This is a genomic window from Collinsella sp. AF18-8LB (assembly GCF_003459795.1).
Lineage (GTDB): Bacteria > Actinomycetota > Coriobacteriia > Coriobacteriales > Coriobacteriaceae > Collinsella.
Genome location: NZ_QRWU01000001.1, coordinates 417,135 through 441,316, shown reverse-complemented (window position 1 = coordinate 441,316; position 24,182 = coordinate 417,135). Strand labels below are relative to the sequence as shown.

General features: G+C 59.0%; 29 protein-coding genes and 1 riboswitch. Of the genes, 4 read left to right on the top strand and 25 right to left on the bottom strand.

All coding sequences use genetic code 11. The features are described 5' to 3' along the window. Positions 1–188: 188 nt before the first annotated feature. Together tyrS and DWX25_RS01985 are read right to left on the bottom strand one after the other, a co-directional pair. Positions 189–1,400, bottom strand: a complete 1,212-nt coding sequence (gene tyrS, locus DWX25_RS01990; protein ID WP_117763196.1) for a tyrosine--tRNA ligase — start codon at positions 1,398–1,400, stop codon at positions 189–191. Positions 1,401–1,497: 97 nt separating this feature from the next. Beyond that, positions 1,498–3,459, bottom strand: coding sequence for a U32 family peptidase (locus DWX25_RS01985; protein WP_158557549.1), 1,962 nt, complete (start codon positions 3,457–3,459; stop codon positions 1,498–1,500). A gap of 162 nt (positions 3,460–3,621) precedes the next feature. On the opposite strand from DWX25_RS01985, the gene DWX25_RS01980 reads away from it, so the two are divergent. Beyond that, positions 3,622–5,835 (top strand): transglycosylase domain-containing protein, encoded by a 2,214-nt coding sequence (locus DWX25_RS01980; RefSeq protein ID WP_117763198.1) that lies wholly within the window; start codon positions 3,622–3,624, stop codon positions 5,833–5,835. A gap of 188 nt (positions 5,836–6,023) precedes the next feature. Here the strand turns inward: DWX25_RS01980 and DWX25_RS01975 are convergent, their stop codons facing one another. From DWX25_RS01975 to DWX25_RS09500, 22 genes are all read right to left on the bottom strand, one after another. After that, complete coding sequence (locus tag DWX25_RS01975; RefSeq protein WP_006235280.1) at positions 6,024–6,461, bottom strand: arginine repressor; 438 nt, start codon at positions 6,459–6,461, stop codon at positions 6,024–6,026. A gap of 133 nt (positions 6,462–6,594) precedes the next feature. Beyond that, a complete protein-coding gene (locus tag DWX25_RS01970; RefSeq protein WP_147335806.1) occupies positions 6,595–7,593 on the bottom strand; it encodes a glycosyltransferase in 999 nt (332 codons plus the stop codon). Between the two features lie 203 nt (positions 7,594–7,796). Beyond that, the gene (gene truA / locus DWX25_RS01965; RefSeq protein WP_117734361.1) at positions 7,797–8,621 is read right to left on the bottom strand and encodes a tRNA pseudouridine(38-40) synthase TruA; all 825 of its coding nucleotides are present in this window, start codon (positions 8,619–8,621) and stop codon (positions 7,797–7,799) included. A gap of 92 nt (positions 8,622–8,713) precedes the next feature. Continuing rightward, positions 8,714–9,166 carry a 50S ribosomal protein L17 gene (gene rplQ / locus DWX25_RS01960; RefSeq protein WP_117734360.1) on the bottom strand — a complete coding sequence of 151 codons (453 nt, stop codon included), beginning with the start codon at positions 9,164–9,166 and terminating at the stop codon, positions 8,714–8,716. A gap of 30 nt (positions 9,167–9,196) precedes the next feature. Beyond that, complete coding sequence (locus tag DWX25_RS01955) at positions 9,197–10,138, bottom strand: DNA-directed RNA polymerase subunit alpha (RefSeq protein ID WP_117734359.1); 942 nt, start codon at positions 10,136–10,138, stop codon at positions 9,197–9,199. A gap of 32 nt (positions 10,139–10,170) precedes the next feature. Further along, complete coding sequence (rpsD, locus tag DWX25_RS01950) at positions 10,171–10,767, bottom strand: 30S ribosomal protein S4 (protein ID WP_006235275.1); 597 nt, start codon at positions 10,765–10,767, stop codon at positions 10,171–10,173. Between the two features lie 19 nt (positions 10,768–10,786). Next, complete coding sequence (gene rpsK / locus DWX25_RS01945) at positions 10,787–11,191, bottom strand: 30S ribosomal protein S11 (protein WP_006235274.1); 405 nt, start codon at positions 11,189–11,191, stop codon at positions 10,787–10,789. A 14-nt stretch (positions 11,192–11,205) separates the two neighbouring features. Beyond that, positions 11,206–11,580: a 30S ribosomal protein S13 gene (gene rpsM / locus DWX25_RS01940; protein ID WP_022094275.1), complete on the bottom strand. Its 375-nt coding sequence runs from the start codon at positions 11,578–11,580 to the stop codon at positions 11,206–11,208. Between the two features lie 14 nt (positions 11,581–11,594). Then, positions 11,595–11,708, bottom strand: coding sequence for a 50S ribosomal protein L36 (gene rpmJ, locus DWX25_RS01935; protein ID WP_006363204.1), 114 nt, complete (start codon positions 11,706–11,708; stop codon positions 11,595–11,597). Positions 11,709–11,857: 149 nt separating this feature from the next. After that, entirely contained in the window at positions 11,858–12,076 is a 219-nt protein-coding gene (infA, locus tag DWX25_RS01930) for a translation initiation factor IF-1 (protein WP_035137443.1), read from the bottom strand. Positions 12,077–12,308: 232 nt separating this feature from the next. Next, complete coding sequence (gene map / locus DWX25_RS01925; protein ID WP_117743545.1) at positions 12,309–13,097, bottom strand: type I methionyl aminopeptidase; 789 nt, start codon at positions 13,095–13,097, stop codon at positions 12,309–12,311. Further along, a complete protein-coding gene (locus tag DWX25_RS01920) occupies positions 13,094–13,720 on the bottom strand; it encodes an adenylate kinase (RefSeq protein ID WP_055252238.1) in 627 nt (208 codons plus the stop codon). Before DWX25_RS01920 ends, map begins: the two co-directional genes overlap by 4 nt. An 18-nt stretch (positions 13,721–13,738) precedes the next feature. Then, complete coding sequence (secY, locus tag DWX25_RS01915; RefSeq protein ID WP_117734357.1) at positions 13,739–15,025, bottom strand: preprotein translocase subunit SecY; 1,287 nt, start codon at positions 15,023–15,025, stop codon at positions 13,739–13,741. Continuing rightward, the gene (rplO, locus tag DWX25_RS01910; protein ID WP_006235267.1) at positions 15,019–15,468 is read right to left on the bottom strand and encodes a 50S ribosomal protein L15; all 450 of its coding nucleotides are present in this window, start codon (positions 15,466–15,468) and stop codon (positions 15,019–15,021) included. Before rplO ends, secY begins: the two co-directional genes overlap by 7 nt. A gap of 3 nt (positions 15,469–15,471) precedes the next feature. Continuing rightward, positions 15,472–15,654, bottom strand: coding sequence for a 50S ribosomal protein L30 (gene rpmD / locus DWX25_RS01905; RefSeq protein ID WP_006235266.1), 183 nt, complete (start codon positions 15,652–15,654; stop codon positions 15,472–15,474). 2 nt (positions 15,655–15,656) lie between these two features. After that, on the bottom strand, positions 15,657–16,181 hold the full coding sequence (rpsE, locus tag DWX25_RS01900) for a 30S ribosomal protein S5 (protein ID WP_055252236.1): 525 nt from the start codon (positions 16,179–16,181) through the stop codon (positions 15,657–15,659). A 14-nt stretch (positions 16,182–16,195) separates the two neighbouring features. After that, positions 16,196–16,564, bottom strand: coding sequence for a 50S ribosomal protein L18 (gene rplR / locus DWX25_RS01895; RefSeq protein ID WP_006235264.1), 369 nt, complete (start codon positions 16,562–16,564; stop codon positions 16,196–16,198). Positions 16,565–16,639: 75 nt separating this feature from the next. Further along, positions 16,640–17,176, bottom strand: a complete 537-nt coding sequence (rplF, locus tag DWX25_RS01890) for a 50S ribosomal protein L6 (protein WP_006235263.1) — start codon at positions 17,174–17,176, stop codon at positions 16,640–16,642. Positions 17,177–17,209: 33 nt separating this feature from the next. Continuing rightward, positions 17,210–17,608 carry a 30S ribosomal protein S8 gene (gene rpsH / locus DWX25_RS01885; protein ID WP_006235262.1) on the bottom strand — a complete coding sequence of 133 codons (399 nt, stop codon included), beginning with the start codon at positions 17,606–17,608 and terminating at the stop codon, positions 17,210–17,212. Between the two features lie 119 nt (positions 17,609–17,727). Beyond that, positions 17,728–17,913 (bottom strand): type Z 30S ribosomal protein S14, encoded by a 186-nt coding sequence (locus tag DWX25_RS01880; protein WP_022094280.1) that lies wholly within the window; start codon positions 17,911–17,913, stop codon positions 17,728–17,730. 79 nt (positions 17,914–17,992) lie between these two features. Then, positions 17,993–18,550 carry a 50S ribosomal protein L5 gene (gene rplE, locus DWX25_RS01875; RefSeq protein ID WP_006235260.1) on the bottom strand — a complete coding sequence of 186 codons (558 nt, stop codon included), beginning with the start codon at positions 18,548–18,550 and terminating at the stop codon, positions 17,993–17,995. A 363-nt stretch (positions 18,551–18,913) separates the two neighbouring features. After that, complete coding sequence (locus DWX25_RS09500) at positions 18,914–19,639, bottom strand: hypothetical protein (protein WP_199412290.1); 726 nt, start codon at positions 19,637–19,639, stop codon at positions 18,914–18,916. A gap of 272 nt (positions 19,640–19,911) precedes the next feature. Between DWX25_RS09500 and DWX25_RS01865 the strand changes: the two genes are divergently transcribed. After that, positions 19,912–20,565 (top strand): transcriptional regulator, encoded by a 654-nt coding sequence (locus DWX25_RS01865; RefSeq protein ID WP_117798596.1) that lies wholly within the window; start codon positions 19,912–19,914, stop codon positions 20,563–20,565. 122 nt (positions 20,566–20,687) lie between these two features. Continuing rightward, positions 20,688–21,674 (top strand): hypothetical protein, encoded by a 987-nt coding sequence (locus tag DWX25_RS09495; RefSeq protein WP_117798594.1) that lies wholly within the window; start codon positions 20,688–20,690, stop codon positions 21,672–21,674. Between the two features lie 37 nt (positions 21,675–21,711). Here DWX25_RS09495 and DWX25_RS01855 read toward each other — a convergent pair whose 3' ends face one another. Beyond that, positions 21,712–23,034 (bottom strand): ATP-binding protein, encoded by a 1,323-nt coding sequence (locus tag DWX25_RS01855; RefSeq protein WP_117798592.1) that lies wholly within the window; start codon positions 23,032–23,034, stop codon positions 21,712–21,714. 269 nt (positions 23,035–23,303) lie between these two features. Next, positions 23,304–23,394, top strand: a riboswitch (SAM riboswitch). A gap of 8 nt (positions 23,395–23,402) precedes the next feature. On the opposite strand from DWX25_RS01855, the gene DWX25_RS01850 reads away from it, so the two are divergent. After that, entirely contained in the window at positions 23,403–23,936 is a 534-nt protein-coding gene (locus DWX25_RS01850; protein ID WP_117798590.1) for a hypothetical protein, read from the top strand. Positions 23,937–24,182: the final 246 nt, after the last annotated feature.

Here is a 24,182-nt window from a genome sequence, read left to right as displayed (position 1 = left end):
CCGTAGAAAAAAGCTGCAGGGCGGACAGACCTTCACCGCAGCAAACCAATAGCCATTGTATGCCCAAACGATGGGACAGCAATACACCCCCCGCAAATGACGAGAGCGGATAATCTCCCACTTTGAGCCCACAAACAGGCCAAAAACGGAAGATTATCCACTCTCATTCTGTGAGGTTAACTTACTCGTTAGACCAACTTAAATCCTTTGCGCTTGCCTACGGAGAGGATGTCGCCCAGCTTGAGGGCGCTGGGGTCGATGTTGTAGCTCTTGGGAGCCACGGCCTCGCCGTTGATCTTGACGCCGCCGCCGTCGATATCGCGGCGGGCCTGGCCGGCGCTGGCCGAAAGACCCAGGTCCTTGAGCAGGCCAGCGAGGTAGATCTGGCCCTCGTCGTTGACGGTCAGCTCAACGTGCTTCTCGGGGAAGTCGGCAAGCTGCCCCTCCTTGAACACGCGGTCGAACTCGGCCTGAGCCTCGTCGCCGGCACCGGCGCCGTGGTAGGTGTCGCACAGGTCGCGGCCAAGAGCGCGCTTGAGCTCGTAGGGGTCGGCAGAGCCATCGGCCAGAGCAGCATCGATCTTGTCGACCTCGGCCGGGGTGAGCGAACTGGCCAGACGATAGTACTTGCCAATCATCTCGTCGGGGATGGACATGGTCTTGCCGAACATATCCTTGGGAGCATCGGTCAGGCCGATGTAGTTGCCATAGGACTTGGACATCTTGCGCACGCCGTCGGTGCCCTCGAGCAGCGGCATGGTAAGCGCGATCTGCGGCTCCATGCCCATCTTCTCCATGAGCTCGCGGCCAGCGAGCAGGTTGAAGAGCTGATCGGTGCCACCCATCTCCACGTCGGCCTTAATCTGAACGGAGTCGAAAGCCTGCATCACGGGGTACAGAAACTCGTGCAGGGCGATCGGCGTCTGGGACTGGTAACGCTTGGTAAAGTCGTCGCGCTCAAGGATGCGGGCGACGGTAAACTTGGAGCACACCTGCAGCAGGCCGGCCAGATCCATCGAAAGGATCCAATCGCCGTTGTGCACGATGGTGGTCTTCTCGGGGTCCAGGATCTTCATGGCCTGGCTCACATAGGTCTCGGCGTTGGCCTCGATCTGCTCCTGCGAAAGCTGCGGACGCGTGGAGTTCTTGCCCGAGGGGTCGCCGATCAGCGCGGTGCCGTTGCCGATGATAAGGGTAACGTTGTGGCCCAGGTCCTGGAACTGGCGCATCTTGCGCAGCGGCACGGCATGGCCCAGGTGCAGATCGGGGCTGGTGGGGTCGACGCCAAGCTTGATGTTGAGGGGCTCGCCCTTCTCAAGCTTCTTGCGAAGGTCGGCCTCGGGGACGATCTTCGCAGCGCCCGAGGTGATGATACGCATTTGCTCGTCAACAGACAGCATTGGGTATCCTCCTTTTGCTATAGCACCCTCACCGGATACGGCGGTGCTGGAAGTTCATAAACTCACTTATGATAACCAAAACGGCGCGACGCGGCACCTATGACAGGAAAATCCTCGTCCTGCCGCGTGCATCGATGGCAACTGGCAAACGCGTGCCATCCCGCTCAACCAGATAGCGCGCCTGTCGACGACGCATGCAATCGTGACAACATGCCCCGGCTTGCGCCGCATCGGTGGCGCAAGCCCCCTCGGCGGTCAGCAGGCAGTGCTCGCACACCATGAGCTCGGTGCGGTCGGCATCGACGGGGCCCAGAACACCAGGTTCGGCCGTCAGTTCGGCAATACGTTCCGCATCATTGCCGAGCAACTCGGCCGGCAAGTACACCCGACCCGCGCCGAGCCCACGTAGCCAGGCAAGCGTAGTCCGGTTCGCACAGAACACCGGCGCCGCCACGTCAAACGTCACGCCCAGCTCGCGAGCGATCACCACCTGTCCCAGGTTGCGGCAGACGACGCGCCCGGCACGCTGCATCAGTGAGCGGGTCCGGTCAGCGTCACCCGTGCGGCACACTTCGTCGAGCACCACAACGGCGTCGGACAAATCGAGTTCTCCGCGCGGGTCGGCATCCATCAGCTGCCAAGCAAAAACCATGCGAGCGGGAACCGCGCACTCCACCAACTCCGTCGACGCACCGCCATCCACCGCAACGTCCTCAAAGGGTAGTACCTCAACGGCACGCGCAACGGGCGCAATCGCATCTGCCTCGGCCCGCATGCGCTCCAACACCGCCGCCGTCTGATCCAACACGCCGGCGCTGCGAATCAGGTACACCTCGCAGCCCGTGTCCACCTTACGCTTGCAATGCACGACAACGCGTTCCCCCGCCGCGGCACTCACCGGGCAGGGCACCTGCGGCCAGCGCTTGGGCGCATCGGGACGCGCGTCGACACCCGGATAGAACCGAATCTCGAGCGTGTCACCCGCCGCCACGGCGGCGTCGAGCTCAACGGCCACCTCTTCGTGGCCCACAGCGACCAAGCGCCCCACGCGCACGCCCTGGTTGATTGCACGCTCAAAGCTCATAAGCTCGGCGCCCGAACGCCCTCGCAGGTACGCATCGGTAAACCCACGGTTAAACGACCTTCCCAGCTCTCGTTCAAGCGCCGGCACCGCATTGGCATCCCACGTGCCGTCGCGCAGCATATCGAGCGCGTGACGCCACGCCCTCACCACGTTAAAGACATAGTCGGGATTCTTCATGCGACCCTCGATCTTGAGCGACGCCACGCCGGCGGCAACAAGCTCGGGCAGGTGCGCAATGCCCAGGTAATCACGCGGACACAGCAGACGGTCCCCCTCAACGGCGACGACGCTCTCCCCCGCCTCGTCCACTAGGTCGTACGCCAGGCGGCACGGCTGTGTGCAGTCCCCGCGCATCGCCGAGCGCCCGCGTCTCAGGGCTGAGAACTCACAAGCACCCGAGTAGCCAATGCAGATGGCCCCGTGGCAGAACACCTCGATAGGCACGCCCGTACCGCACAAGGAGGCAATCTCGTCGACCGTCAGCTCGCGTGCCGTCGTCACGCGCTCGACCCCCAGCTCATCGGCGGCAAGCCGCACGGCGCCTTCGCTATGAACGCCCGCCTGCGTGGACAGGTGAATCTCGACGCCGGGAATCGCCGCACGCAGCGCGCACGCCAATCCGGCATCGGCAACAATCAGGGCATCGGCACCCAGCTCCAGTGCATGAGCTCCCAACGCCACCGCGTCGGACAACTCATCGTCAAACACGAACACGTTGAGCGTCACGTACACACGCACGCCATGGGCATGCGCCACGGCACAACCGCGCGCAAACTCGTCATCCGTAAAGCCATGGGCGCTCACACGGGCGTTAAAGTCGCCCAACCCCGCATAGATGGCATCGGCGCCCGCGGCTATGGCCGCAAGCATCTGGTCGAGTCCGCCCGCCGGCGCCAGCAGCTCGGGCAGCGCCGCACCGGCACCATCCAATCCAGTCTCGTATTGTCCGCTCGGCCCCATCGTCCGAATCGCCATCGGCAAACTCCTTACCAAGGTATGCATTCACTCTGAAAAATGCCGTCTTCCAGCATACACGAGGCCTCGCGCGCCCCGTTTGGTTTATCGTGTAATAACTTATGTCCATCCTGCCCCGACGGCACATCCACCGTCCGGCACGACATACCTGGAGGTCAATATATGGGTCCTCGCCAACGACAGGGACGCAGCCGTTCAAAGACGCATGCCCTGCCCATAATTCTGCTCTCGTTTTTGGGCTTTCTGCTTATCGCGGGCGTGGCATTTGGCATCGGCATGGTCGGCAACGTCAACCGCTGGCTGTCCGATCTGCCCGACTACACCGACGCCAACGCGTATCTGGTGAGCGAGCCCACCGAGATCGTCGACTGCAACGGCAACAAGATCGCGAGCTTCTACACGCAAAACCGCAAGTCCATCACCAAGGACGAGGTCTCCCCCTACGTGCTGCAGGGCACCGTTGACGTCGAGGACGAGCGCTTCTACGAGCACGGCGGTATCGACCTGTGGGGTATCGCGCGTGCTGCGGTGGCAACCCTCGGCGGCGGGCACGAAGGCGCCTCGACTATCACCCAGCAGCTGGTGCGCAACACCATCCTGCAGGAGGAGCAGTTCGACTCGACCATCGAGCGTAAGGTGCGCGAGGCCTACATCGCCGTCAAGATGGAGGACATGTACTCCAAAGACGAGATCCTCATGATGTACCTCAACACCATCTATTACGGCCACGGCGCCTACGGCATCGAGGCCGCAGCCGAGACCTATCTGTCCAAGAGCGCCGCCGACCTCACCCTCAGCGAGGCCGCGCTGCTCATCGGCCTTCCCAACTCGCCCTCGCAGTACGACCCCACGGTCAACCCCGACCTGGCGCTGTCCCGTCGCAACAAGGTCCTTGACAACATGTTGCGCCTGGGCCACATCACGCAGGAGGAGCACGATGCCGCACAGGCCGAGCCCATCACCCTCAACGTGACCGAGATTTCGGGCAGCGGCGTCGACATATACTCGCAGCCCTACTTTGTCGCCTATGTTAAGCAGCTGCTGGAGCAGGAGTTCTCAACCGACGTGCTCTTTAAGGGCGGCCTGACCGTCAAGACCACCATCGACCCCACCATGCAACAGGTGGCCGAGGAGGCTGTGCGCTCGCAGCTCGACACGCTTTCGCTCGACGGCCTGGACATGGGCATGGTCGTCGTAGACCCCAAGACCGGCTACATCAAGTGCATGGTGGGCGGCTACGACTACAACGCCGACGAGAATCACGTGAACCACGCTACGGCAAAGCGCCCCGTGGGCTCCACGTTTAAGGCCTTTACGCTGGCAACTGCCATCCAAAACGGTATGAACCCCAACGTCACCCTCAACTGCAACTCGCCTCTTACAGCCAAGGGCACTACGACCAAGGTGCAAAACTATGCCAACCAGAGCTATGGCAACATCACGCTTAAGCAGGCAACGGCATACTCATCCAACACCGGCTACATTCAGGTGGCAGAAGCCATCGGCAACAACAAGATCATGTCGCTCGTCAAAAAGCTCGGCATCGATCCCGCCAAGGACAATATCGAGGACGTTCCCGTCATGACGCTCGGCACCGGGTCCATCTCGCCGCTCGAGATGGCATCGGCCTACGCCACTTTTGCCAACGGCGGCCATTATCGCCAGCCGATCGCCATCACCGAGATCGACTCGCGTACCGGCTCGGTGCTGTACCAGCACACCGACAATCCCACGCAGGTGCTCACCGAAGGCGAGGCTGCCGCGGTTACCGACGTTCTATCCGGCGTCATGCAGGGCAGTGGCACGGGTGCCGCCGGCGCGCTGAGCGTCAACCAGCCCTATGCCGGCAAGACAGGTACCACTGACAACACCACCAACCTGTGGTTCTGCGGCTACACGCCGCAACTGGCATGCGCCCTGTGGACCGGTTATTCCGCAGGCGAGATTCCCATCCAAAAGTACGGTACGGACCTGCTGGGCGACAGCACCAACCTGCCCGTCTTTAAGAAGTTCATGAACACTGTTTTGGCTGGAACCGAGCGCGAGGAGTTCCCGACCGGAACGGCCCCCACGTACAAGAACAATAACGTCTGGAAGTTCTACGGCACCAACAACACCAAGAAGACGGAAAGCGACGAGGACGAAGACAAGGACGAAGAGGAAACCACCACCACGACGACCACAACGACCACGACCACCGAGACCACAGGCGGCGACACCACCGGCGGCACCGGTACGACCGGTGGCTCGACGGGCGGCTCCACTGGTGGTTCGACCGGCGGCGATGGCGGCACGCCTACGCCTACGCCCACTCCCGACCCCTCGCCCACGCCCACTCCCGACCCCTCGCCCACGCCTGACGATACGGTCGGCTAGAAATCATCCGGCCATAAGCAACAAGGCCCCCGAGCAGCTTATTAAACCGCTCGGGGGCCTTTTAGTTTAAAGCGACCTGGTGGGCGGTCTTTATGCCTGCAAACAAAAAAGGGGGTACCGACCAACGTCGATACCCCTTACAAGCCACTATGTCAGCGCACGCAGGGCCAAGCGCACGACCCGCACGCCTACTTGCGAGAATTGCTCAGCTTATTGATCAGCGCCTCGAGACGCTCGCCGTCCTCGGCCGTCTGGGCAATAACCAAAATCGTATCGTTGCCGGCAAGCGAGCCAAGCACATCGGGCAACTCTGCCGCATCAACGGCGGCGGCGATGCCAGAAGCCGTGCCAGGCTGAGCCTTGATCATAACCAGATTATCGGTGCGCAGAACGCCCGTTACGAGCTCGGAAACCATACGCTGCAGGTGCAGGTCCTCTGCCAGAACATAGATGCCCTCAGGGAGCTTACGCAGCCCCATATCGGCAATATCGCGAGAGACAGTCGCCTGCGTGCAATCAAAGCCCATAGCGCGGAGCTCATCGACCAGCACGCGCTGCGTGCGGACGTCCTTATTGCGCACAATATCTCTAATGGCATCCTGGCGCCCATTGCGTTTTTTAGCCATACAAACCCTCACTCCAAAAGATGGCGGAGACAATCAATCAATGATTGAATAGTTTAACGCTATTTGAAAGCTTTTGTGTATAAGAACGCATTTCGAAACAATTCCATGCAAGTTTGTTTCGAAATGAGCGCCCCTAGGCAGTTTTGGCACCAGTTCGGTTAAGAAAAGCAGCCAAATGCGTATACATCACGCAACGCGTAGGCTTCGCGCTTGCAATTGGCCCAAACAACAAACCGAGTCCGCGGTGGTCATCCTTAAGCGCCGCAACCATCTGACGAGTTCGGGGTGCCTCAAGCATATCACGCATACGGGCGGAGCGCTCAATTGATGACACCCCATGCGGGCTCAGACACAAATTCTCGATGCAGGAGACCAGTCCGGCAAAGTAGAACTTCTGGCTTGCCAGCATGAGCCAACCACCGCTATCTGCTTCCGAGAGTGAGTCCGCAAGCTCGTCGAGCGCTCGGGTGTCATCGGATACCTTGGCATACATGGTGGGATCAAAGGCATCTGTAAGATTAGGCGCCGCCGCGTGGAAACAAGCGTCGCCGCATCCGGAGACGCGCTGTGCCTGCGAGAGCGCACACGCCATAAACCCAACTGTGCGAAACGTCTTATCGCACAAAAGGCATGCCTCAAACAGCGGACGGGTGTACATCACGCCAGAGACTTGAGCAACCAAGCCGCCTAAAATCAACTGAGGCAGCCCGGCCACCATCGAAGATTCGCTATCAATGGAAATATGAGTAGCATCCAAGACGCGCGAATGGCGCTCTCGATGTGCATCATAGCGGTCGAGCGACACCGTGGGGAAGACTATGTCTGCCGCAGTATCGCACGCGATATCGACCATCTTGGAAAGGGCGTGCGGAGCAAACCACTCATCGGCGTTCATGGCGATGATTTGAGAGCCGCGCGAGGCATCAAAACCGGCACGAAGACAAGCGCCGCGCTTAGCGTCCTCGACGTCAATCAAATCAATATGGATGTCCCTGTCGGCAGCAACTTGAAGCGAATGGCGTACACCGGGCGCAGCATCGCGGCAGACAACGACAATCTGCAAATCATAGAGGTCTTGGTTCTGGATACTCTCGAGCGCACGCATCGCATAGCTGGGCGAACCTTCTACCACAAGGATCACCGAAAGTCGCGGATGCGAGCCACGTCGAACCAAGTTATCCGTCCTCTCGACAGCAGTGAATCAAACTGTCGTTCATGGTACACCCCGGCAATAAAAGCAATGAGACACCGGTTGTATTGCACGCCAAGAACAGATGTTGCACACGCGCAGCCCACAGATGACAGGTGTCGACGCACGACGCGTCGAGCCCTCCCCTAGTCGAGCACGACAAGCTCGGCGGGATCGTAATCCACGCCCATAAACGTAAGGCCGCAGGCAGGAGCCGTGGGGCCCGCAGCGGTACGGTCGCAAGCATCGATGACCTCACGCATCCACCCAGGTTCATGGCGATGCACACCAATCTCGACAAGCGTGCCCACGATCGTACGGACCATCGAATGCAGAAACGCATTGCCCTCGATGGTGAACGTCAGGATGTCCTCGCCAAACGCAACCTCATGGCCAAACTCGGCACGCATCACGCAGCGATGCGTGGGCTTGCCAACGGCCGAGGCAACCTTGCAAAAGCTTTTGAAGTCCTGCTCGCCCAGCAGCGCGGGGCAGGCAGCAGACATAGCCTCAACATCCAAGGGATAGCGATGCCACCACACGGCACCGCGGGACAGCACGGGGCGCGCATCTCGATCGGCAATACGGTACGTATACGTACGGGAACGCGCGTCAAAACGTGCAGAAAAGCCTTTACGGGCCTTGTAGACCTCGTTTATGGCGATATCTTTGGGCAGCAGGGCATCCATAGCCCGCAGCCACCTACGGCGCGTACACGCGAGCTCAGCGTCCGTTACGGGCACGCTGATGTACTGAGCCACGGCATGCACGCCGGCATCGGTACGCCCCGCGCATGTCAGATCGATCGGGCGGCGAAGCAGCGTCTCGATGGCTCGACGCAGCTCACCCGCAACCGTCGTCTGTCCCGGCTGCTCGGCAAACCCGCTATACGACGAGCCGTCATAGGCGACGCGGAATACAAGGGTGGCGTCAAGCTCGAGAATCGAATTGAAATCAGACGGCGCAGTCATGGGCGCTCCCAACAAACAAGCAACGGTATCGCGACAAAAAAAGAGGGGTACGCGAACGTACCCCTCGAATATAGCCTATGCAGACGGAATGTCTACTCAGCGGTCTCCTCGACAGCCTCGACCTTCTTGGGAGCAGCGGCCTTCTTGGGGGCCGGAGCAGCCTTCTTAGCCTTAGGCGTGCAAGGCTCGGTGACAAGCTCCATGATAACGATGGGAGCGTTGTCGCCCTTGCGGTTACCGAGCTTCATGATGCGGGTGTAACCGCCGTTGCGGTCCTGCCACATGCCCTGAGCAGCCTTGTCGAAGATCTCGGCAACGAGCTGCTTATCGCCGAGCTTGGCGATAGCCAGACGACGAGAGTGCAGGTCGCCCTTCTTGGCCCAAGTGATGATCGGGTCGACGACCGAACGCAGCGCCTTAGCGCGGGTCTCGGTGGTCTTGATGCGGTCGTTCTCGAAGAGGGCCTTAGCAAGGCTCTTCTTCATGGCCTTGGTGTGGCTCGCATCGGTGCCGAGCTTCAGGCCCTTCTTAACGTTGTGACGCATGGTCTAGTTTCTCCTCAAATATGCGAAGCATTAAGCCTTCAGGCTCAGGCCCATGGACTCAAGCTTGTCCTTCACTTCCTCGATCGACTTAACACCGAAGTTACGGATGTTGAGCAGATCGTTCTCCGAGAACTCAACGAGCTGACGGACCGAGTGAATGCTGGCGCGCTTAAGGCAGTTGTAGGAACGGACGGAAAGGTCCAGATCCTCGATCTGCTTGTCCAGCTCGGCGTTGTCGTTGGTGACCTCGGGAGCGAAGATCGAAGCCTCCTCCTCGACCTCGGGGGTCTCGGCAAGGTTCATAAAGGCGGCCATATGCTGGTTGATGATATTGGCAGCCTGGACCACGGCGTCGCGCGGGGCGATGGAACCGTTGGTCTCGATCTCGAGGACAAGGCGGTCGTAGTCGGTGTGCTGACCGACACGGCAAGCCTCAACGAGCTTGGCGCAACGGGAAACCGGCGAGTACAGCGAGTCGACGTGGATCACACCGATGGGATCGTTGTCGCGCTGGTTAGCCTCGCCAGAGACATAGCCGCGGCCATAGCCGATGCGCATGCTCATGGTGAGATGGCCACCCTCGGTGAGCGTAGCAATGTGCTGCTCGGGGTTGACCAGCTCAAACTCGGACGGAATAAAGAAGTCCGCACCGGTGACCTCGCAGGGGCCGTCAACCGAGATGGTTGCGGTCGCCTCGTCGGTCGTGCCGAGAGCCCTGAAGACAAGACCCTTGACATTCAGGACGATGTCGGTGACATCCTCGACCATGTTAGGGATGGTCATGAACTCGTGCTGCGCACCATCGATCTGAATAGCCTCGACGGCGGCACCCTCGAGCGAGGACAGAAGAACGCGACGAAGGGAGTTACCCAGCGTATCGCCGTAGCCACGCTCGAGCGGCTCGACGGAGACACGAGCAGACGTCTCGTTGATCTCTTCGACCTGAACCTGAGGCCTAATGAATTCTGACATGTATTACCTCCAGCCTCAGCAGCCCGGATGGACTACTTAGAGTAGAGCTCGACGATGAGCTGCTCGTTGATATCACCGCTGATCTGCTCACGCGTCGGCAGAGCGAGCACGTTACCAGACAGCTTCTCGATATCGACCTCGAGCCAGCCAGGGACCTCAAAGCGCTCGGAGGAAATCAGGGCCTCCTTGATGGGGAGGAGGTCACGGAACTTCTCGCCGACAGCGACGACGTCGCCGGCCTTGACGCGGTAGGACGGGATGTCCACGCGTTTGCCGTTCACGGTGAAGTGACCGTGACGGACGGACTGACGAGCCTCTTTGCGGGTGCGGGCGAAGCCAAGACGGAAGACGACGTTGTCGAGGCGAGACTCAAGGATAATCATGAGGTTCTCACCGGTGACGCCGTTCATCTTACGGGCCTTGTTGAAGTAGCCGTGGAACTGCTTCTCCAGAACGCCATAGATGAACTTGACCTTCTGCTTCTCGCGCAGCTGCATGCCGTACTCAGATTCCTTGCGACGGCGCTTGGGCTGACGGATAGATTCCTTCTTGCTGCTGTAACCGAGCTCAGCGGGATCGATCCCGAGCTGACGGCAGCGCTTAAGAACAGGAGTCCTGTCGATTGCCATATTGATACGATCCTTTCAGTTACACGCGGCGACGCTTCTTGGGGCGGCAGCCGTTGTGCGGAATGGGGGTCTTGTCCTGGATGCTCGAGACCTCGAGGCCAGCAGCCTGGAGGGAGCGGATGGCGGTCTCACGACCGGAGCCGGGGCCCTTGACGAAGACGGAAACCTTCTTCATACCGTGCTCCATGGCCTGCTTGGCAGCAGCCTCGGCAGCCATCTGGGCAGCGAACGGCGTGGACTTACGGGAGCCCTTGAAGCCCACCTGGCCAGCCGACTTCCAGGAAATGACGTTGCCCTGGGGATCGGTGATCGAAACGATCGTGTTGTTGAACGTAGAACGAATGTGAGCCTGGCCCACGGAAATGTTCTTACGGTCCGCGCGCTTCAGACGGGCAGCGCGAACGTTCTTCTTAGCAGTAGCCATCTATCTAGCGCTCCTTATTTCTTCTTCTTAGCACCGATCTGACGCTTCGGGCCCTTGCGGGTACGAGCGTTAGTGTGGGTGCGCTGGCCGCGGACCGGGAGGCCCTTGCGGTGACGAAGGCCGCGGTTGCAGCCGATGTCCATAAGGCGCTTGACGTTCTGGTTGCGCTCACGGCGGAGGTCGCCCTCAACCATGATCTGGTTCTTGTCGATATAATCACGGATGGCGTTAACCTCATCTTCGGTGAGGTCCTTAACGCGCGTATCCACGTTAACGTTGCACTCGACGCAAATCTTCGTCGCAGTGGTGCGGCCGATGCCGTAAATGTAGGTCAAACCGATCTCAACGCGCTTCTCACGCGGGAGGTCGACACCATTAATACGGGCCAACGTAGTCTCCTCTCTTAACCCTGACGCTGCTTATGACGGGGGTTCTCGCAAATGACGAGGACCTTGCCATGGCGCCTAATGATTTTGCACTTATCGCACATCTTCTTGACCGAAGGACGTACCTTCATCGTTCTTCCTTTCGGTAGCGCTCAAACTACTTCCCTACTATCTACTCGCCCAGCCGCAGGCGTTTAAAACTATGGCTGGTCTTCACACACAATCCGACCGTAGGTTGAGCTAAGCCTGCAGTCGGAAATGAGTGCGTGTATGCGTGCCGCTATTTGTAGCGATAGGTGATGCGGCCGCGGGTCAGGTCGTACGGGGAAAGCTCCACGACAACCCTGTCACCGGGGAGAATACGGATGTAATTCATTCGGATCTTGCCAGAAATGTTGCACAGAACCGAATGACCGTTCTCGAGCTCGACCTTAAACATGGCGTTGGGCAGCGGTTCCTTTACCGTACCCTCGAGCTCAATTGCGTCTTCCTTCTTCACAAGCAATCATCTTTCTCTAGAAAACGACAGCGATTGAGTATTCTACAATACGTATGCACGCATCGTAATATCTTCGTAATGGCTCCACAACTACGTGGAACTTGTTACATTTGAAATGTAAAACAAAGCCGTTCCCTGATGCCCAAGATCGTCTTGAAATGAGAAGGAATAGACCTTGGGGTCATGCCTTCGAAATTGAAAGGCGAGGTTGGGCATCAGGGGGCGGCGACTTTTACATTTCTCCGCCCTGCAGGGAGCACCAAGCACCTTGCGCGTCCGTGGTGAGAATCACCGGACCGTCATTGGTAATGGCGACGGTGTTCTCGTAGTGCGCGGCGGGCAGGTGATCGTTGGTCGTAACAATCCAACCGTCGGAGCCCGAGCTCACATGGTTGGAACCCATCGTAACCATCGGCTCAATGGCAATGACCATGCCGGTCTGGAGGCGCACGCCCCTCCCCTTCTTTCCATAGTTAGGAACGTTGGGGTCCTCGTGCATCACACGGCCAATGCCATGGCCCACATAGTCGCGAAGCACGCCGTAACCGTGAGACTCAGCGAGGGACTGAACGGCATAACCGACGTCGCCGATATGGTTACCGGGAACAGCCTGCTCGATGGCAGCCTTAAGGCAATCGCGCGTAACCTCGCACAGGGCCTTGGCCTCAGGCGTAGGGGTGCCGACGAAAAACGTCCAAGCGTTATCGCCAACCCAACCGTCGACAACGGCTCCCGTATCGATGGAGATGATATCGCCATCGCGCAGGATCATGTCGGGGTTGGGAATACCGTGGACCACAGCATCGTTGATCGATGCGCAAATAGTCCCCGGGAACCCGCCGTATCCCTTAAAGGCAGGGGTGCCGCCATGCATGCGGATAATCTGCTCCGCGAGCTGATCGAGCTCAAAAGTCGAAACGCCGGGGCGCACCATGGCTCCAACGTGGCGGAGCGCCATCTTAGATAGCGCTCCTGCCTTCTTCATCTGCTCGATTTGCGTTGCAGACTTAATCTTGATCATAGACCGAGGGCCTCTTTGACATCCCCGTACACGGTCTCGCGAGCCTGGTCACCGTTGACCGACTTGAGCAGACCCTGGCCACGATAGTAGTCGACGAGCGGGCTCGTGGACTTCTCGTAGACGTCGAGACGGTTCTTGATGGTCTCGGGCTTGTCGTCGTCGCGCTGATACATCTCGCCGGCGCACTTGGGGCAGGTAGCATCGGCAGCGGTGCCGGTGTAACCGCAGGCGCGGCAGGTGCGACGCGAAGACAGACGATCGATAATGACCTCGGGGGCCACGTCGACCAGAAGGGCGCAGTCGATCTCGCGACCCATCGCGGAGAGCTCGGAATCGAGCGTCACGGCCTGGGCGGTGTTGCGCGGGAAGCCGTCGAGGATGAAACCCTGCTGGGCATCATCGGCGGCAAGACGCTCCTTGACAAGATCGATCACGAGCTGGTCGGGAACGAGCTCGCCAGCGTCCATGTACTTCTTAGCCTGAATACCAAGCTCGGTGCCGCCCTTGACGGCAGCACGCAGCAGGTCGCCCGTGGAAATGTGAGCGACGCCAAACTCGGCGACGAGCTCCTGTGCGACGGTGCCCTTACCGGCACCCGGAGCTCCGAGCAATACGAGGTTCATGAGCAATCCTCCTCTAGCCTATTTAAAGAATCCATCGTAATCATACATCTTGATCTGGCCTTCGAGCTTATCGACCGTGTCGAGCACGACGCCGACCATGATGAGGATGGACGTGCCGCCAAATGCCTGGATCAGCTGGTTACCCGTGAAAGAGAAGATGATCGAAGGCACGATGGCGATGAGCGCCAAAAAGACAGCGCTGGGAAGCGTGATCTTGTTGAGCGCGTTCTTGATGTAGGCCGCGGTAGCTCTACCCGGACGCACGCCCGGAATAAAGCCGCCCTGCTTCTTAAGGTTGTCGGCCGTGTCATCGGGGTTGAACACCATGGAGGTGTAGAAGTATGCGAAGAACACGATGAGGACAACATTAAGCACCCAGTTGAGCCAACCGGTCGAAAGCGCAGAGGCAACTGCCTGAATCCAGCCGATGCCGGGGAAGAACACGGCAATCTGAGCCGGGAAGTACAGCAGCGCCGAAGCGAAGATGATCGGCACGACGCCCGCGGTGTTGACCTTGATGGGCAGGTAGGTGGTCTGGCCACCCATCATGCGACGACCCACAACGCGCTTAGCGTAGGAGACCGGAATGCGGCGCTGGCCGCGCTCAAGGAAAACAATCAGCGGGATAACCAGCAAGATGATGGCGCAGATGATCACCATGGTGATGATGCCACCGGCATTGCCCTCGGTGCTGGAGAAGATCGCCTGCGGCAGACCGGCCATGATGTTCGCAAAGATGATCAGCGACATGCCATTGCCGATACCGCGCTGGGTGATGAGCTCACCAATCCACATGATCAGCATGGCGCCCGCGGTGAGCGTGCCGACGATCATGAGGTCGAAGATGATCTCGGGAGCGCCGGCGCCAGTAAAGCTGATGCCGAAGCTCTTAAAGAGGAAGAGGTAACCCACGGAGTTGAGGATTGCCAGAGCCAGGGTGAGGTAACGCGAATACTGCGTAATCTTGGTCTGACCGACCTCGCCCTCGCGGGCAAGCTCATGCAGGGAAGGCACAACGGCCTGGAGCATCTGGAGGATGATCGAGCTGGTGATGTAAGGCATGATGCCCAGGGAGAACACCGACACATAGCTCAACGCGCCGCCAGAGAAAAGATTCAGGAGGGCCATAGCACCTGCGGCGACCGAATTGTTATCGGTCGAGAAAAGGCCCAGCATCCCCTGGAAGGGAATGCCGGGCACAGGAACGTGCGCACCAATGCGGTACACGACGAGCATAGCTATGGTAAAAAGAATCTTTTCACGCAATTCTTTGATGCGGAAAGCATTCTTAAGACCATTTAGCACGGCAGCTCGACCTTTCCGCCAGCGGCCTCGATCTTGGCCTGCGCAGAAGCGCTGACCTTGTCGACCTTGACCGTGAACTTCTTGGTGAGCTCACCATTGCCGAGCACCTTGACGGGCTCGAACTCGCTCTTAGTGATGCGAGCGGCCTTAAGAGCGGCACCGTCGATCACAGCGCCGTCCTCGAACTTACGCTCGAGACGCTCAACGTTAACAGCGGTGTACTCGATACGACGGGGGTTGCGGAAGCCCGGAAGCTTGGGCAGGCGCATAGCCAGCGGAGTCTGGCCACCCTCGAAGCCGGCACCCTTGGTGCCGCCAGAGCGGGAACCCTGGCCCTTCTGACCGCGGCCAGAAGTGGTGCCGTGACCCGAAGAATTGCCACGGCCGACGCGCTTGCGGTTCTTGGTGGAACCGGGCGCGGGAGTAAGATCGTGAAGCTGCATTTGCTACTCCTCTACAATCTCGACAAGGTGCTTGACCTTGAAGATCATGCCGCGGACGGACTCGTTGTCAGCAATCTCGCGAACCTCGCGGATCCTGTGGAGACCGAGGGCACGGACAGTACGGACCTGGTCCTGCTTGCAACCGTTGGTGCTGCGGACCTGCTTGATCTTGATGGTGTCAGCCATGCTTAGTTCTCCTTACCGACGAACATCTCGGAGACCGTCAGGCCACGGCGAGCCGCGACGTCCTCAGGGCTGGAGAGCTCCTTGAGGCCCTCGACGGCAGCCTTGATGATGTTGAGGCCGTTGTCGGTACCGAGGGACTTGGACAGGACGTTCTTGATGCCAGCAAGCTCGAAGAGGGGACGCACAGCGCCGCCGGCGATAACGCCGGTACCCTCGACAGCGGGCTTGATGATGATGCGGCCGGCACCAAAGTGGCCGAGAACCTCGTGCGGGATGGTGCCCTGCTCGGTCACCGGCACGTGGAACATGTTCTTCTTGGCATCGAGAGACGCCTTGGAGATGGCCAGGGGCACCTCAGCGGATTTGCCCATGCCAACGCCGACGTTGCCCTTGCCGTCGCCAACGACGACGAGAGCGACGAGGCTCATGCGACGACCGCCCTTGACGGTCTTCGACACGCGGTTGATGTAAACGACGCGCTCCTCGAACTCGGAGGCCTCGCGCTGCTGCTTCTGATTACGAGCCATGTGCTACATACCTCCTAGAACTCGAGACCGGCGGCACGAGCACCGTCGGCGAGGGCCTTGACGCGGCCATGGTAGATACGGCCACCGCGATCGAAGGCGACCTTGGTGATGCCGGCCTCGATGGCGCGCTTGCCAACGAGCTGACCGACCTTCTCCGCAGCCTCCTTGTTCGAGGTGTGGGTGCCCTTGAACTCGGCCTCGAGGGTCGAGGCAGAGACGAGCGTCAGGCTGGAGCCCTTGCTGTCGTCGATGATCTGGGCATAGATGTTGGCGTTAGTACGGGTCACGCGAAGACGCGGACGCTCGGAGGTACCCGAGACCTTGCCGCGAACACGACGCTGACGACGCTTGAGGCCTTCCAGCTTCGCCTTATGCTTGTTCATACGTAAACTCCTAAAAAGGTTGATCTTGCCAGCACCTGACGGGGTGCTGGTCTTATGCGAGTGAGTCGGTTACGACTACTTGGCGGCCTTACCCAGCTTGCGGCGGATGTGCTCGCCAACGTAGTGGATACCCTTGCCCTTGTAAGGCTCGGGAGGACGATGGCCGCGGATCTCAGCGGCGATCTGACCGACCTGCTGCTTGTTGATACCCTTGACGTTCACGTGGGTGTTGTCGGGAACCTCGAAGGTGATGCCCTCGGGAGCCTCGACGATCACGGGGTGCGAGAAGCCCAGGGAGAACTCGAGGTTCTTGCCCTTCTGCTGCACGCGGTAACCGACGCCGGCGAGCTCGAGCTTCTTCTCGAAGCCCTCGGAAACGCCAACAACCATGTTGTGGATGAGGGCGCGGGTGAGGCCGTGGCGGGCACGGGTCTCACGCTCGTCGTCGGGACGGGAAACGGTGAGGACGTTGTCCTCGACGTTGATAGCGAGCTTCTCAAAGACATCGAGCTCGAGCTGGCCCTTGGGGCCCTTGACGACAACGTTGTTGCCGTTGACTGCCACTTCGACTCCGGCGGGAATCTGGACAGGCTTATTACCGATACGAGACACGGTGATCTCCTTTCCTTCTACCTACCGAGCGAATTACCAGACGTAAGCGATGATCTCGCCGCCGACGTTGTGCTTGCGAGCATCGCGGTCGGTCATGACGCCATGGCTGGTGGAAATAATGGCGGTACCAAGGCCACCGCGGACGCGGGGCATGTCGGCAACGCCGGTGTACTTACGCAGGCCCGGCTTGGAAATGCGGCGGATGCCGTTGATGACCTTAGCCTTCTTGGGACCATACTTAAGCGTGATGTGCAGAGTCTTCTGGGGAACGGTGTCCTCGACATCGTAGCCCTCGATGTAGCCCTCCTCGTGCAGAACACGAGCGATCTCGACGAGCTTCTTGCTGCTCGGCATGGAGACCGTGGCCTTGTTCACAGAGTTAGCGTTACGGATGCGCGTAAGCATATCTGCGATCGGGTCTGTAAGGTTCATACAGATTCTCCTTCGTTCTTGATGAACACGTGCTCTTGGTTCTTCGCCGCCCTTAACGGCAAAGCCTTTTTAGCGCGTTTTCCCTGTTCCAAACTGATGCTTGAAACGCTGGTAGTGACTTACCAGCTGGCCTTCTTAACGCCGGGAAGCTCGCCCTTGAGTGCAAGCTCGCGGAAGCAGACACGGCACAGGCCGAACTTGCGGTACACAGAGTGCGGACGGCCGCAGCGCTGGCAGCGCGTGTACTCACGAGTAGAGAACTTCTGCTTGCGATTGCACTTGACGATCATCGATGTCTTAGCCACTTATATCCTCCTCACATAGAGTATTGTTCGCCCCAAGCGCCGCCCCCTTGTGGGAACGGCGCTTATAGGGCAGGTGAACCTATTTCTTGAACGGGAAACCGAAGGCGTCCAGAAGGGCCTTGGCTTCCTCATCGGTGTTGGCGGTGGTCACGAAAGTGATGTCCATACCACGCTGGTGATCGACGGAGTCGAAGTCGATCTCGGGGAAGATGAGCTGCTCGGTGACGCCCATGGAGAAGTTACCACGGCCGTCGAAGCTCTTGGCGGAGATGCCGCGGAAGTCGCGGATACGGGGGATCGCGACGGAGGTCAGACGATCGAAGAACTCCCACATACGGTCGCCACGCAGGGTAACCTTGCAGCCGATCGGCATACCAGCGCGCAGGCGGAAGGTAGCGATGGACTTGCGGGCACGGGTAATCATCGGCTGCTGGCCGGTGATGGCGCGCAGGTCGCGCACGGCACCGTCGATGGCCTTGGAATCGGTAGCGGCCTCGCCGACACCCATGTTCACGACGATCTTCTCAAACTTGGGGATCATCATGACGTTCTCGTACTGGAACTTGTCCTGAAGCTGCTGCTTGACCTCGTTGTTGTACTTGGTCTTCAGACGCGGCACATACTTCTCTTCTGCCATTGTTCACTCCTTCTTGGGGTTTTAAGCACGGGGCGTGGCCACGATGGGTTGTCCTCGTGCCTCCTGGCTGCATCCGCGCCGCTCATGGCATTTCGCGGTTTGGACTCGACGCAGCAGGAGCCGACAAAACAATCGGTACTATACGCGCATCGAGAGCGTATTACCAGAAAAACCTCGTCTGCCTGCACAACTCCACAACTCCCCCGCACAAATATGACCCGCATGTGCCAGGGTAGCTAATTTGGGACGGGGCTTTTTTAGCTACCCTGCGACAAGGTAGCTAAAAAAGCCCCGTCCCAAATTAGCTACCTCTGGGATGCGACTAGCGCTTGCGGGGGACGAGCTTGGTGCGGCGTAGGTGGATCATCTCGGCGGCGATGGAGATGGCGATCTCCTCGGGGCAGAGCGTCTCGATGTGCGCCGCGGGAATCTCGGAGGCCGCGTTGGTGTAGGTGACCTTACTCCCCTCCTCCACCAGCGAAAGCCTGGGCAGCCCACAATGGTGTGGCGCGATTCCTCGCCATGGCACTCGGCCACATCGCCCTCGAGCGCGCTCGCGATAAACGGTTCAAAGTCGATGACGAAGTCGCCGATACGTCGATACGCCAAGACGTCGGCAACCGACTGGAACAACGGCGCCTGGGTCGCGTCCAGGTGCAGATAGCACAGGCAGATGGCTCCGCCGTAGATCATGCCGGTATCGGAGTTCTCGCCGCCCATGGTGTAGCGGACCAGACGCGATTTACCCCCGGCCAGCAGCTCGCGAGCCTCGTCCAGCGCAAAGAGCTCGATTTTGCCGCCGCCGACCGACGTCGCCTTGTCCGAAATATAGTTGATATAGCTGGCATCGCCGCGCGGGTCGACGTCGGCGCATTTAAAGCCCTCAGTCACCTGCACGCCGTCGGCCAAAAGGCCGCGCAAGCAGCCGTCAATCTGCGTGACCATGTACGGTTTGAGCAGAGCAAAAGCGGTTCGACCGCTAAGCAGCGACGATCCGCCATCCTTGCCCTTAAGCCCCATAAGGTCGGGAAAGAGACTCGCAGGGAACAGCACCGGCGAGGCGGGTTCACCGTTTAGGGCAAGACGCACGGGCGCGACGCCGCCGTTGGCCTTAAAAGCGCTTATCCCACACGCCCACGATGCAAAAAGGGGGCACCCCGCCGGGTGGCAGAGTGCCCCCTTTACATGGTTTACCTCAACCCGGCTTTAGGCCTGGAACCAACGGGCGGCGTTGACCTCGCCGTGCTCGCAAGAGGCGCCTGAGATGTCGGCGGTCTTATAACGCAGCGACGCTTTCGTTATTTGCGAACAAGTGGGGTTTATGGCACAGTGAGCCCAAACTAATTTTTAGGAAGGCACCTATGACCCCCGCACAGATTGAGTTCTACAAGCGCCTTGCACACGGTCTGGCGCTCCAATTTGGCCCCAACTGCGAAGTCGTCGTCCACGATCTGGAGACCGAGGACGTGGACCACTCCATCGTAGTGATCGAAAACGGCCACGTCAGCGGGCGCAAACTGGGTGACGGCCCCAGCCATATCGTGTTTGAGTCCATGCACGAGGGCACCACCGACGTGCACGACCGCGAGCCATACCTCACCAAAACCACCGATGGCAAGCTGCTCAAATCGTCGACGATCTTTATCCGCAACGACGAGGGCAAGCCCGTCGGCATTTTGGGCATCAACTTTGACATCACGCTTATGAAGGCTTTTGAGCGTTCGCTCGACGCCTTTACCGGCACCGGCGGCACGGACTACACCGAGCCCGAGCCCATTACCAAGAACATCGGCAACCTGCTCGAGGACCTGCTGCACGAGTGCGAGCAGTTTGTGGGCAAGCCCGCGGCGCTCATGACCAAAGACGAGCGTATTCGTGCCATTGGCTACCTCGACCGTCGCGGCGCCTTCCTCATTTCAAAGTCGAGCGAGCGCGCCTGCGAGTTCTTTGGCATCTCCAAATACAGCTTCTATAGCTACCTCAACGAGGCCAAGGCGGCGGCCGGCGACAAATAGTCAGCGCGCCTGCACCCCTCCCCTTTTTGGGCGCGAGTTCTGGAAAGCATGAATCCAAGACCGAGCCGCTTGGGAAGTTCCATATAATCGATGTCATTGGTATTTCGAAAGGGTGGAACAGAATGGCGTTGAGCAAGGCATCATGCACCGGTCGCGGATTGATTCCGGCAATTGATGGACATGTGCACCGCATGTTCGATGAGGGTGAAGACAACCTGTTTTCACTGAGCCTTGACGACGTGATGGATGATCGCCCGTGGACCGCCGACGAACTCATGGGCGGCGGGGCTCGCCCGTCAAGCCCCAATCCCGCACTTGCGCCTAAGCCCGCATCTGCGCCGACTCCTGCGCAGTCGCCTGTTTCGACGCCCGCGCCTACGCCCGCACCCACTTCGGCGCCCACGCCCGCTCCCCGCCCCGCAAGCGACCCGACCGAGACGGCGGCATTTCTCGCTGCAGCGACGCAGGGCAAATCGGCCGACAGCACCGTCATGTTCAGCGCCCAGCAGTTGCCTGTTCCTGCGGCACGCAAGCCTCAGGTCACAAGGCTCGATGAGCCCGCTGCCCATCAGGTGGCCTACGATTCCTGGGCTGCAGCCGATCTGGATGAGACCTCTACCGGCATGCTGGCGCTCGACGTTCCAGTTAACCCGCTTTTTGCCGCCAACACGAGCGCCGCGGACTATGAGGGCGGTGCGGCATATTCCGATTATTCCGATGGCTATGATGGCACCGGTCGCATCGAGACCGAGGATTATAGCACCGCATCGAGCGATTATCTCAACGATCCGTACGCTGCCGCGCCTGCACCGGAATATGACCCGGAGGCCGCGTCCGCACCGGCGTATACCAAAAGCACGGGCGAAGAGCTCTTCGCCGATTATTACGCCGAGGAAAAGGCACTGCGTTTCTCGGAATTTCCGCAGGCAGTCAAGGTTGCCTTTATCGCCATTATCATTGCCCTGCTCGGCGTCATTGCGTTTGAGGGATTCCAGCTGTTCCGCGGCCCCACCCAAGCGGAGTCGGAGACCCAGCAAAAAGAGGACGATAACGAGTATCTGGACATCAACACCCTCAAGGGCGACCCCAACGACGGAGACGACGAGTAGCGAGGGTTAAGTGAGGGCCGGAAGAGCCGGCGGCACGTTACGGCTCCAAAAGCCCTGCCATAAAGATGGGCAGATACAGCACGTCACCATCGCGGTGAAGATTACATTCCGCAAGTACCAGGGCGCGATCGATTCCGCAGCCCTTCGTTGTCAATGCGTTATCGAGCGCCGCGTGGGACTTAAAGCTCTTGCCCGATTTGACCTCGATGGCAAACACTTCCCCATCGAACGTCTCTTCCACAAAATCGAGCTCACCGACCTTTTTGGACGTAAAGTAGCGCAATCTAAATCCATGAGCTTTGAGCTCTTGGGCAACGAAGCCCTCAAACGCCGCCCCCATGTTCATGCCAAAGGGGCCCTCCGCCTCCCCATCAAAAACGCCTTGGGCGACCCTTTTGGAATACGACGACATGAGCATTCCGGTGTCCAGGTAAAACAGCTTGAACAGATTTCGTTGCTCCCCTAATAAAAGGGGTGCAACGGGCGCCGTTACGTTATACACAGGAAGCGCGACACCTGCCTCCGATAACCAGAGAAAATGATCTGTCACCTGCGAAAAACGTTTGACACCGTTAATCGATGACAGTTTGAATCGCTTGTTTTTGGAGCCGGCCTCGCTAGGAATTAAATCGTAGATATCGCGAATGACCAGACGAAGCTCGGGCGGAGCGTACTTTGCGATGTCGTCGTGATACAGAGCGTGAAGATCGCGGTGGATCTTTCGAACCTCGTCAACATTACGCGTCGCCAAGAACGTATTAACCGCGTCGGGCATACCTCCCACCACCACATACTGATGGAACAGGTTGAGCAAGCGGTCATACAGATAGTCGGGGAGCTGGCTTTCGTCCTTTAGACAGTCCCTAAGTATGTCAAACACACCGGCAGCAACGCCGTTTGCCCAGCAGAACTCCTCAAAGTCGAGCGGGTACATCTGCGCCTGCTCGACATACCCCACCGGCAGGGAATCGATGCCCTCGAGCTCAACGCCAAGGAGCGATCCGATAAGGATGTATCGAAAGTCACCGCGCTGGACCAGGTATTTGATAAACGTCACCACATTGGGGCATCGCTGCACCTCGTCGATAACCACGACGGTCTTGTTCGCAACCATCGGCTGCGTCGCAGCAATAGACATGCGCATAAGCAGGTCGTCCGCACTTTTCGCCGCCAAAAACGAATCGCGCACGGACGCGTCGGCGATAAGGTCGAACGTCACGACATTTTCGAACGATTCACGTGCGAACGCGTTGACCAGATATGACTTTCCTACCTGTCGGGCGCCCTTGACCAAAAGGGCCTTGTTAGGCGACGAGGCAAGCCAAGATTCAAATTGTGCTTTCGCTTTTCTCTGTAACATAAGCGCACCCCTTATTACGTGCTGTTTTAGCACTAGGATACACTTTTTCGTGGTTGTTAGGTGCTCATTTCGACACTTTTCCGAGGTTTTAAAGTGTACATTACGACACTTTTCCATACTTTTACATGGGCGATTTCGACACTTTTTCTGATTTAAGCCTAGCAGCAGCTGGCGAAATCAAGCGCCGTCCGCTCGTCATTTCAAACGCAGCGCTTGATTTGTGTCCGCGCGCGCTGATAGACTCCATCGTGCCCGCAAGGAGCGGGCGCGTTTTATCCAGAGTCGGGGTAGAGAGTTGGCTCCACGATCCCGACGCCAACCGGCCAAGAGGCACGGTGGCCCTGCCAACATCGATGAAAGGAGTCCGTATGAACAATTTCTCTGTGCGCAGCGAGCGCAATTTCCACAATCTGGTCGTCAAACCGAATCACATGCATCTTCTGGATAAGCCAAATGGCTACGCCTCGGCCATGGTCAAGAGCAGTCTCTCCCACCAGATGCGCTTTACCGTGCAGGTGCTCGAGAAAGAGCTCTGCGTTGCCGGCGACCCGCATGTGTTGCAGATCAAACTGCTCGGAGATGACTCGCGTGAGCCGTCCAGCTGGGAGTTCTTTGCTGATGGCACATGCGTTGCGGGCGGATCCGGTGCCTTTGTTATGGATGCTATCGACCAGGGCATGATACAAGCCTGTAAGACATGGGGAGATCACGACGCATTTGCCGACATCGCAGAGGCAATCGTTCTAAGCAAAGCTGCATTTGATATCAAGGAGCGCGCTTGTCAGATGCTTTCATATATCGCATGGACAGTTGGTCGGTTCCACGCCCAGCACCTGATCGAGGGCATGGTCGCCGCCGGGGTAGACCCGATGCTGGAAGATCTTCTCAGCGCTCCCGCGTAGATTAATCGAGCGCTCTATCGACAAAGATGCATCTACCATAACGGCATGGGGTGTGCTCGCCTTGTACCGACCCCAACCAATCCCGTCGGCGCGACTGCAGTCTCAAACAACCACCGGCACCATCCATCCGCACACGAGAGGCGATGGGCACAGGCGAACCCCTCAACCTCGCTATACGTAAACTTCATCAGTGTTTCCACATCCCCATCAAAAGAATCCGAAAGACATCCCCCGTTAATAAAACGC

Excerpts from the sequence above, each read along its gene's own strand:
- rplE (WP_006235260.1), bottom strand. The coding sequence starts at position 18,550 with ATGGCAGAAGAGAAGTATGTGCCGCGTCTGAAGACCAAGTACAACAAC.
- rplR (WP_006235264.1), bottom strand. The coding sequence starts at position 16,564 with ATGAACAAGCATAAGGCGAAGCTGGAAGGCCTCAAGCGTCGTCAGCGT.
- DWX25_RS01980 (WP_117763198.1), top strand. The coding sequence starts at position 3,622 with ATGGGTCCTCGCCAACGACAGGGACGCAGCCGTTCAAAGACGCATGCC.
- DWX25_RS09495 (WP_117798594.1), top strand. The coding sequence starts at position 20,688 with ATGGCGTTGAGCAAGGCATCATGCACCGGTCGCGGATTGATTCCGGCA.
- DWX25_RS01975 (WP_006235280.1), bottom strand. The coding sequence starts at position 6,461 with ATGGCTAAAAAACGCAATGGGCGCCAGGATGCCATTAGAGATATTGTG.
- DWX25_RS01985 (WP_158557549.1), bottom strand. The coding sequence starts at position 3,459 with ATGGCGATTCGGACGATGGGGCCGAGCGGACAATACGAGACTGGATTG.
- DWX25_RS01865 (WP_117798596.1), top strand. The coding sequence starts at position 19,912 with ATGACCCCCGCACAGATTGAGTTCTACAAGCGCCTTGCACACGGTCTG.
- rplQ (WP_117734360.1), bottom strand. The coding sequence starts at position 9,166 with ATGCGTCACAACGTTAAGAAGGGCCTGAAGCTCGGCACCGATGCGAGC.
- rpsK (WP_006235274.1), bottom strand. The coding sequence starts at position 11,191 with ATGGCTACTGCTAAGAAGAACGTTCGCGCTGCCCGTCTGAAGCGCGCG.
- rpsD (WP_006235275.1), bottom strand. The coding sequence starts at position 10,767 with ATGGCAATCGACAGGACTCCTGTTCTTAAGCGCTGCCGTCAGCTCGGG.
- rplO (WP_006235267.1), bottom strand. The coding sequence starts at position 15,468 with ATGCAGCTTCACGATCTTACTCCCGCGCCCGGTTCCACCAAGAACCGC.
- rpmD (WP_006235266.1), bottom strand. The coding sequence starts at position 15,654 with ATGGCTGACACCATCAAGATCAAGCAGGTCCGCAGCACCAACGGTTGC.
- DWX25_RS01920 (WP_055252238.1), bottom strand. The coding sequence starts at position 13,720 with ATGAACCTCGTATTGCTCGGAGCTCCGGGTGCCGGTAAGGGCACCGTC.
- tyrS (WP_117763196.1), bottom strand. The coding sequence starts at position 1,400 with ATGCTGTCTGTTGACGAGCAAATGCGTATCATCACCTCGGGCGCTGCG.
- rpsH (WP_006235262.1), bottom strand. The coding sequence starts at position 17,608 with ATGAACCTTACAGACCCGATCGCAGATATGCTTACGCGCATCCGTAAC.
- truA (WP_117734361.1), bottom strand. The coding sequence starts at position 8,621 with ATGACTGCGCCGTCTGATTTCAATTCGATTCTCGAGCTTGACGCCACC.
- map (WP_117743545.1), bottom strand. The coding sequence starts at position 13,097 with ATGATCAAGATTAAGTCTGCAACGCAAATCGAGCAGATGAAGAAGGCA.
- rpsE (WP_055252236.1), bottom strand. The coding sequence starts at position 16,181 with ATGGCTCGTAATCAGAAGCAGCAGCGCGAGGCCTCCGAGTTCGAGGAG.
- rpmJ (WP_006363204.1), bottom strand. The coding sequence starts at position 11,708 with ATGAAGGTACGTCCTTCGGTCAAGAAGATGTGCGATAAGTGCAAAATC.
- DWX25_RS01850 (WP_117798590.1), top strand. The coding sequence starts at position 23,403 with ATGAACAATTTCTCTGTGCGCAGCGAGCGCAATTTCCACAATCTGGTC.
- DWX25_RS01955 (WP_117734359.1), bottom strand. The coding sequence starts at position 10,138 with ATGTCAGAATTCATTAGGCCTCAGGTTCAGGTCGAAGAGATCAACGAG.
- DWX25_RS01855 (WP_117798592.1), bottom strand. The coding sequence starts at position 23,034 with ATGTTACAGAGAAAAGCGAAAGCACAATTTGAATCTTGGCTTGCCTCG.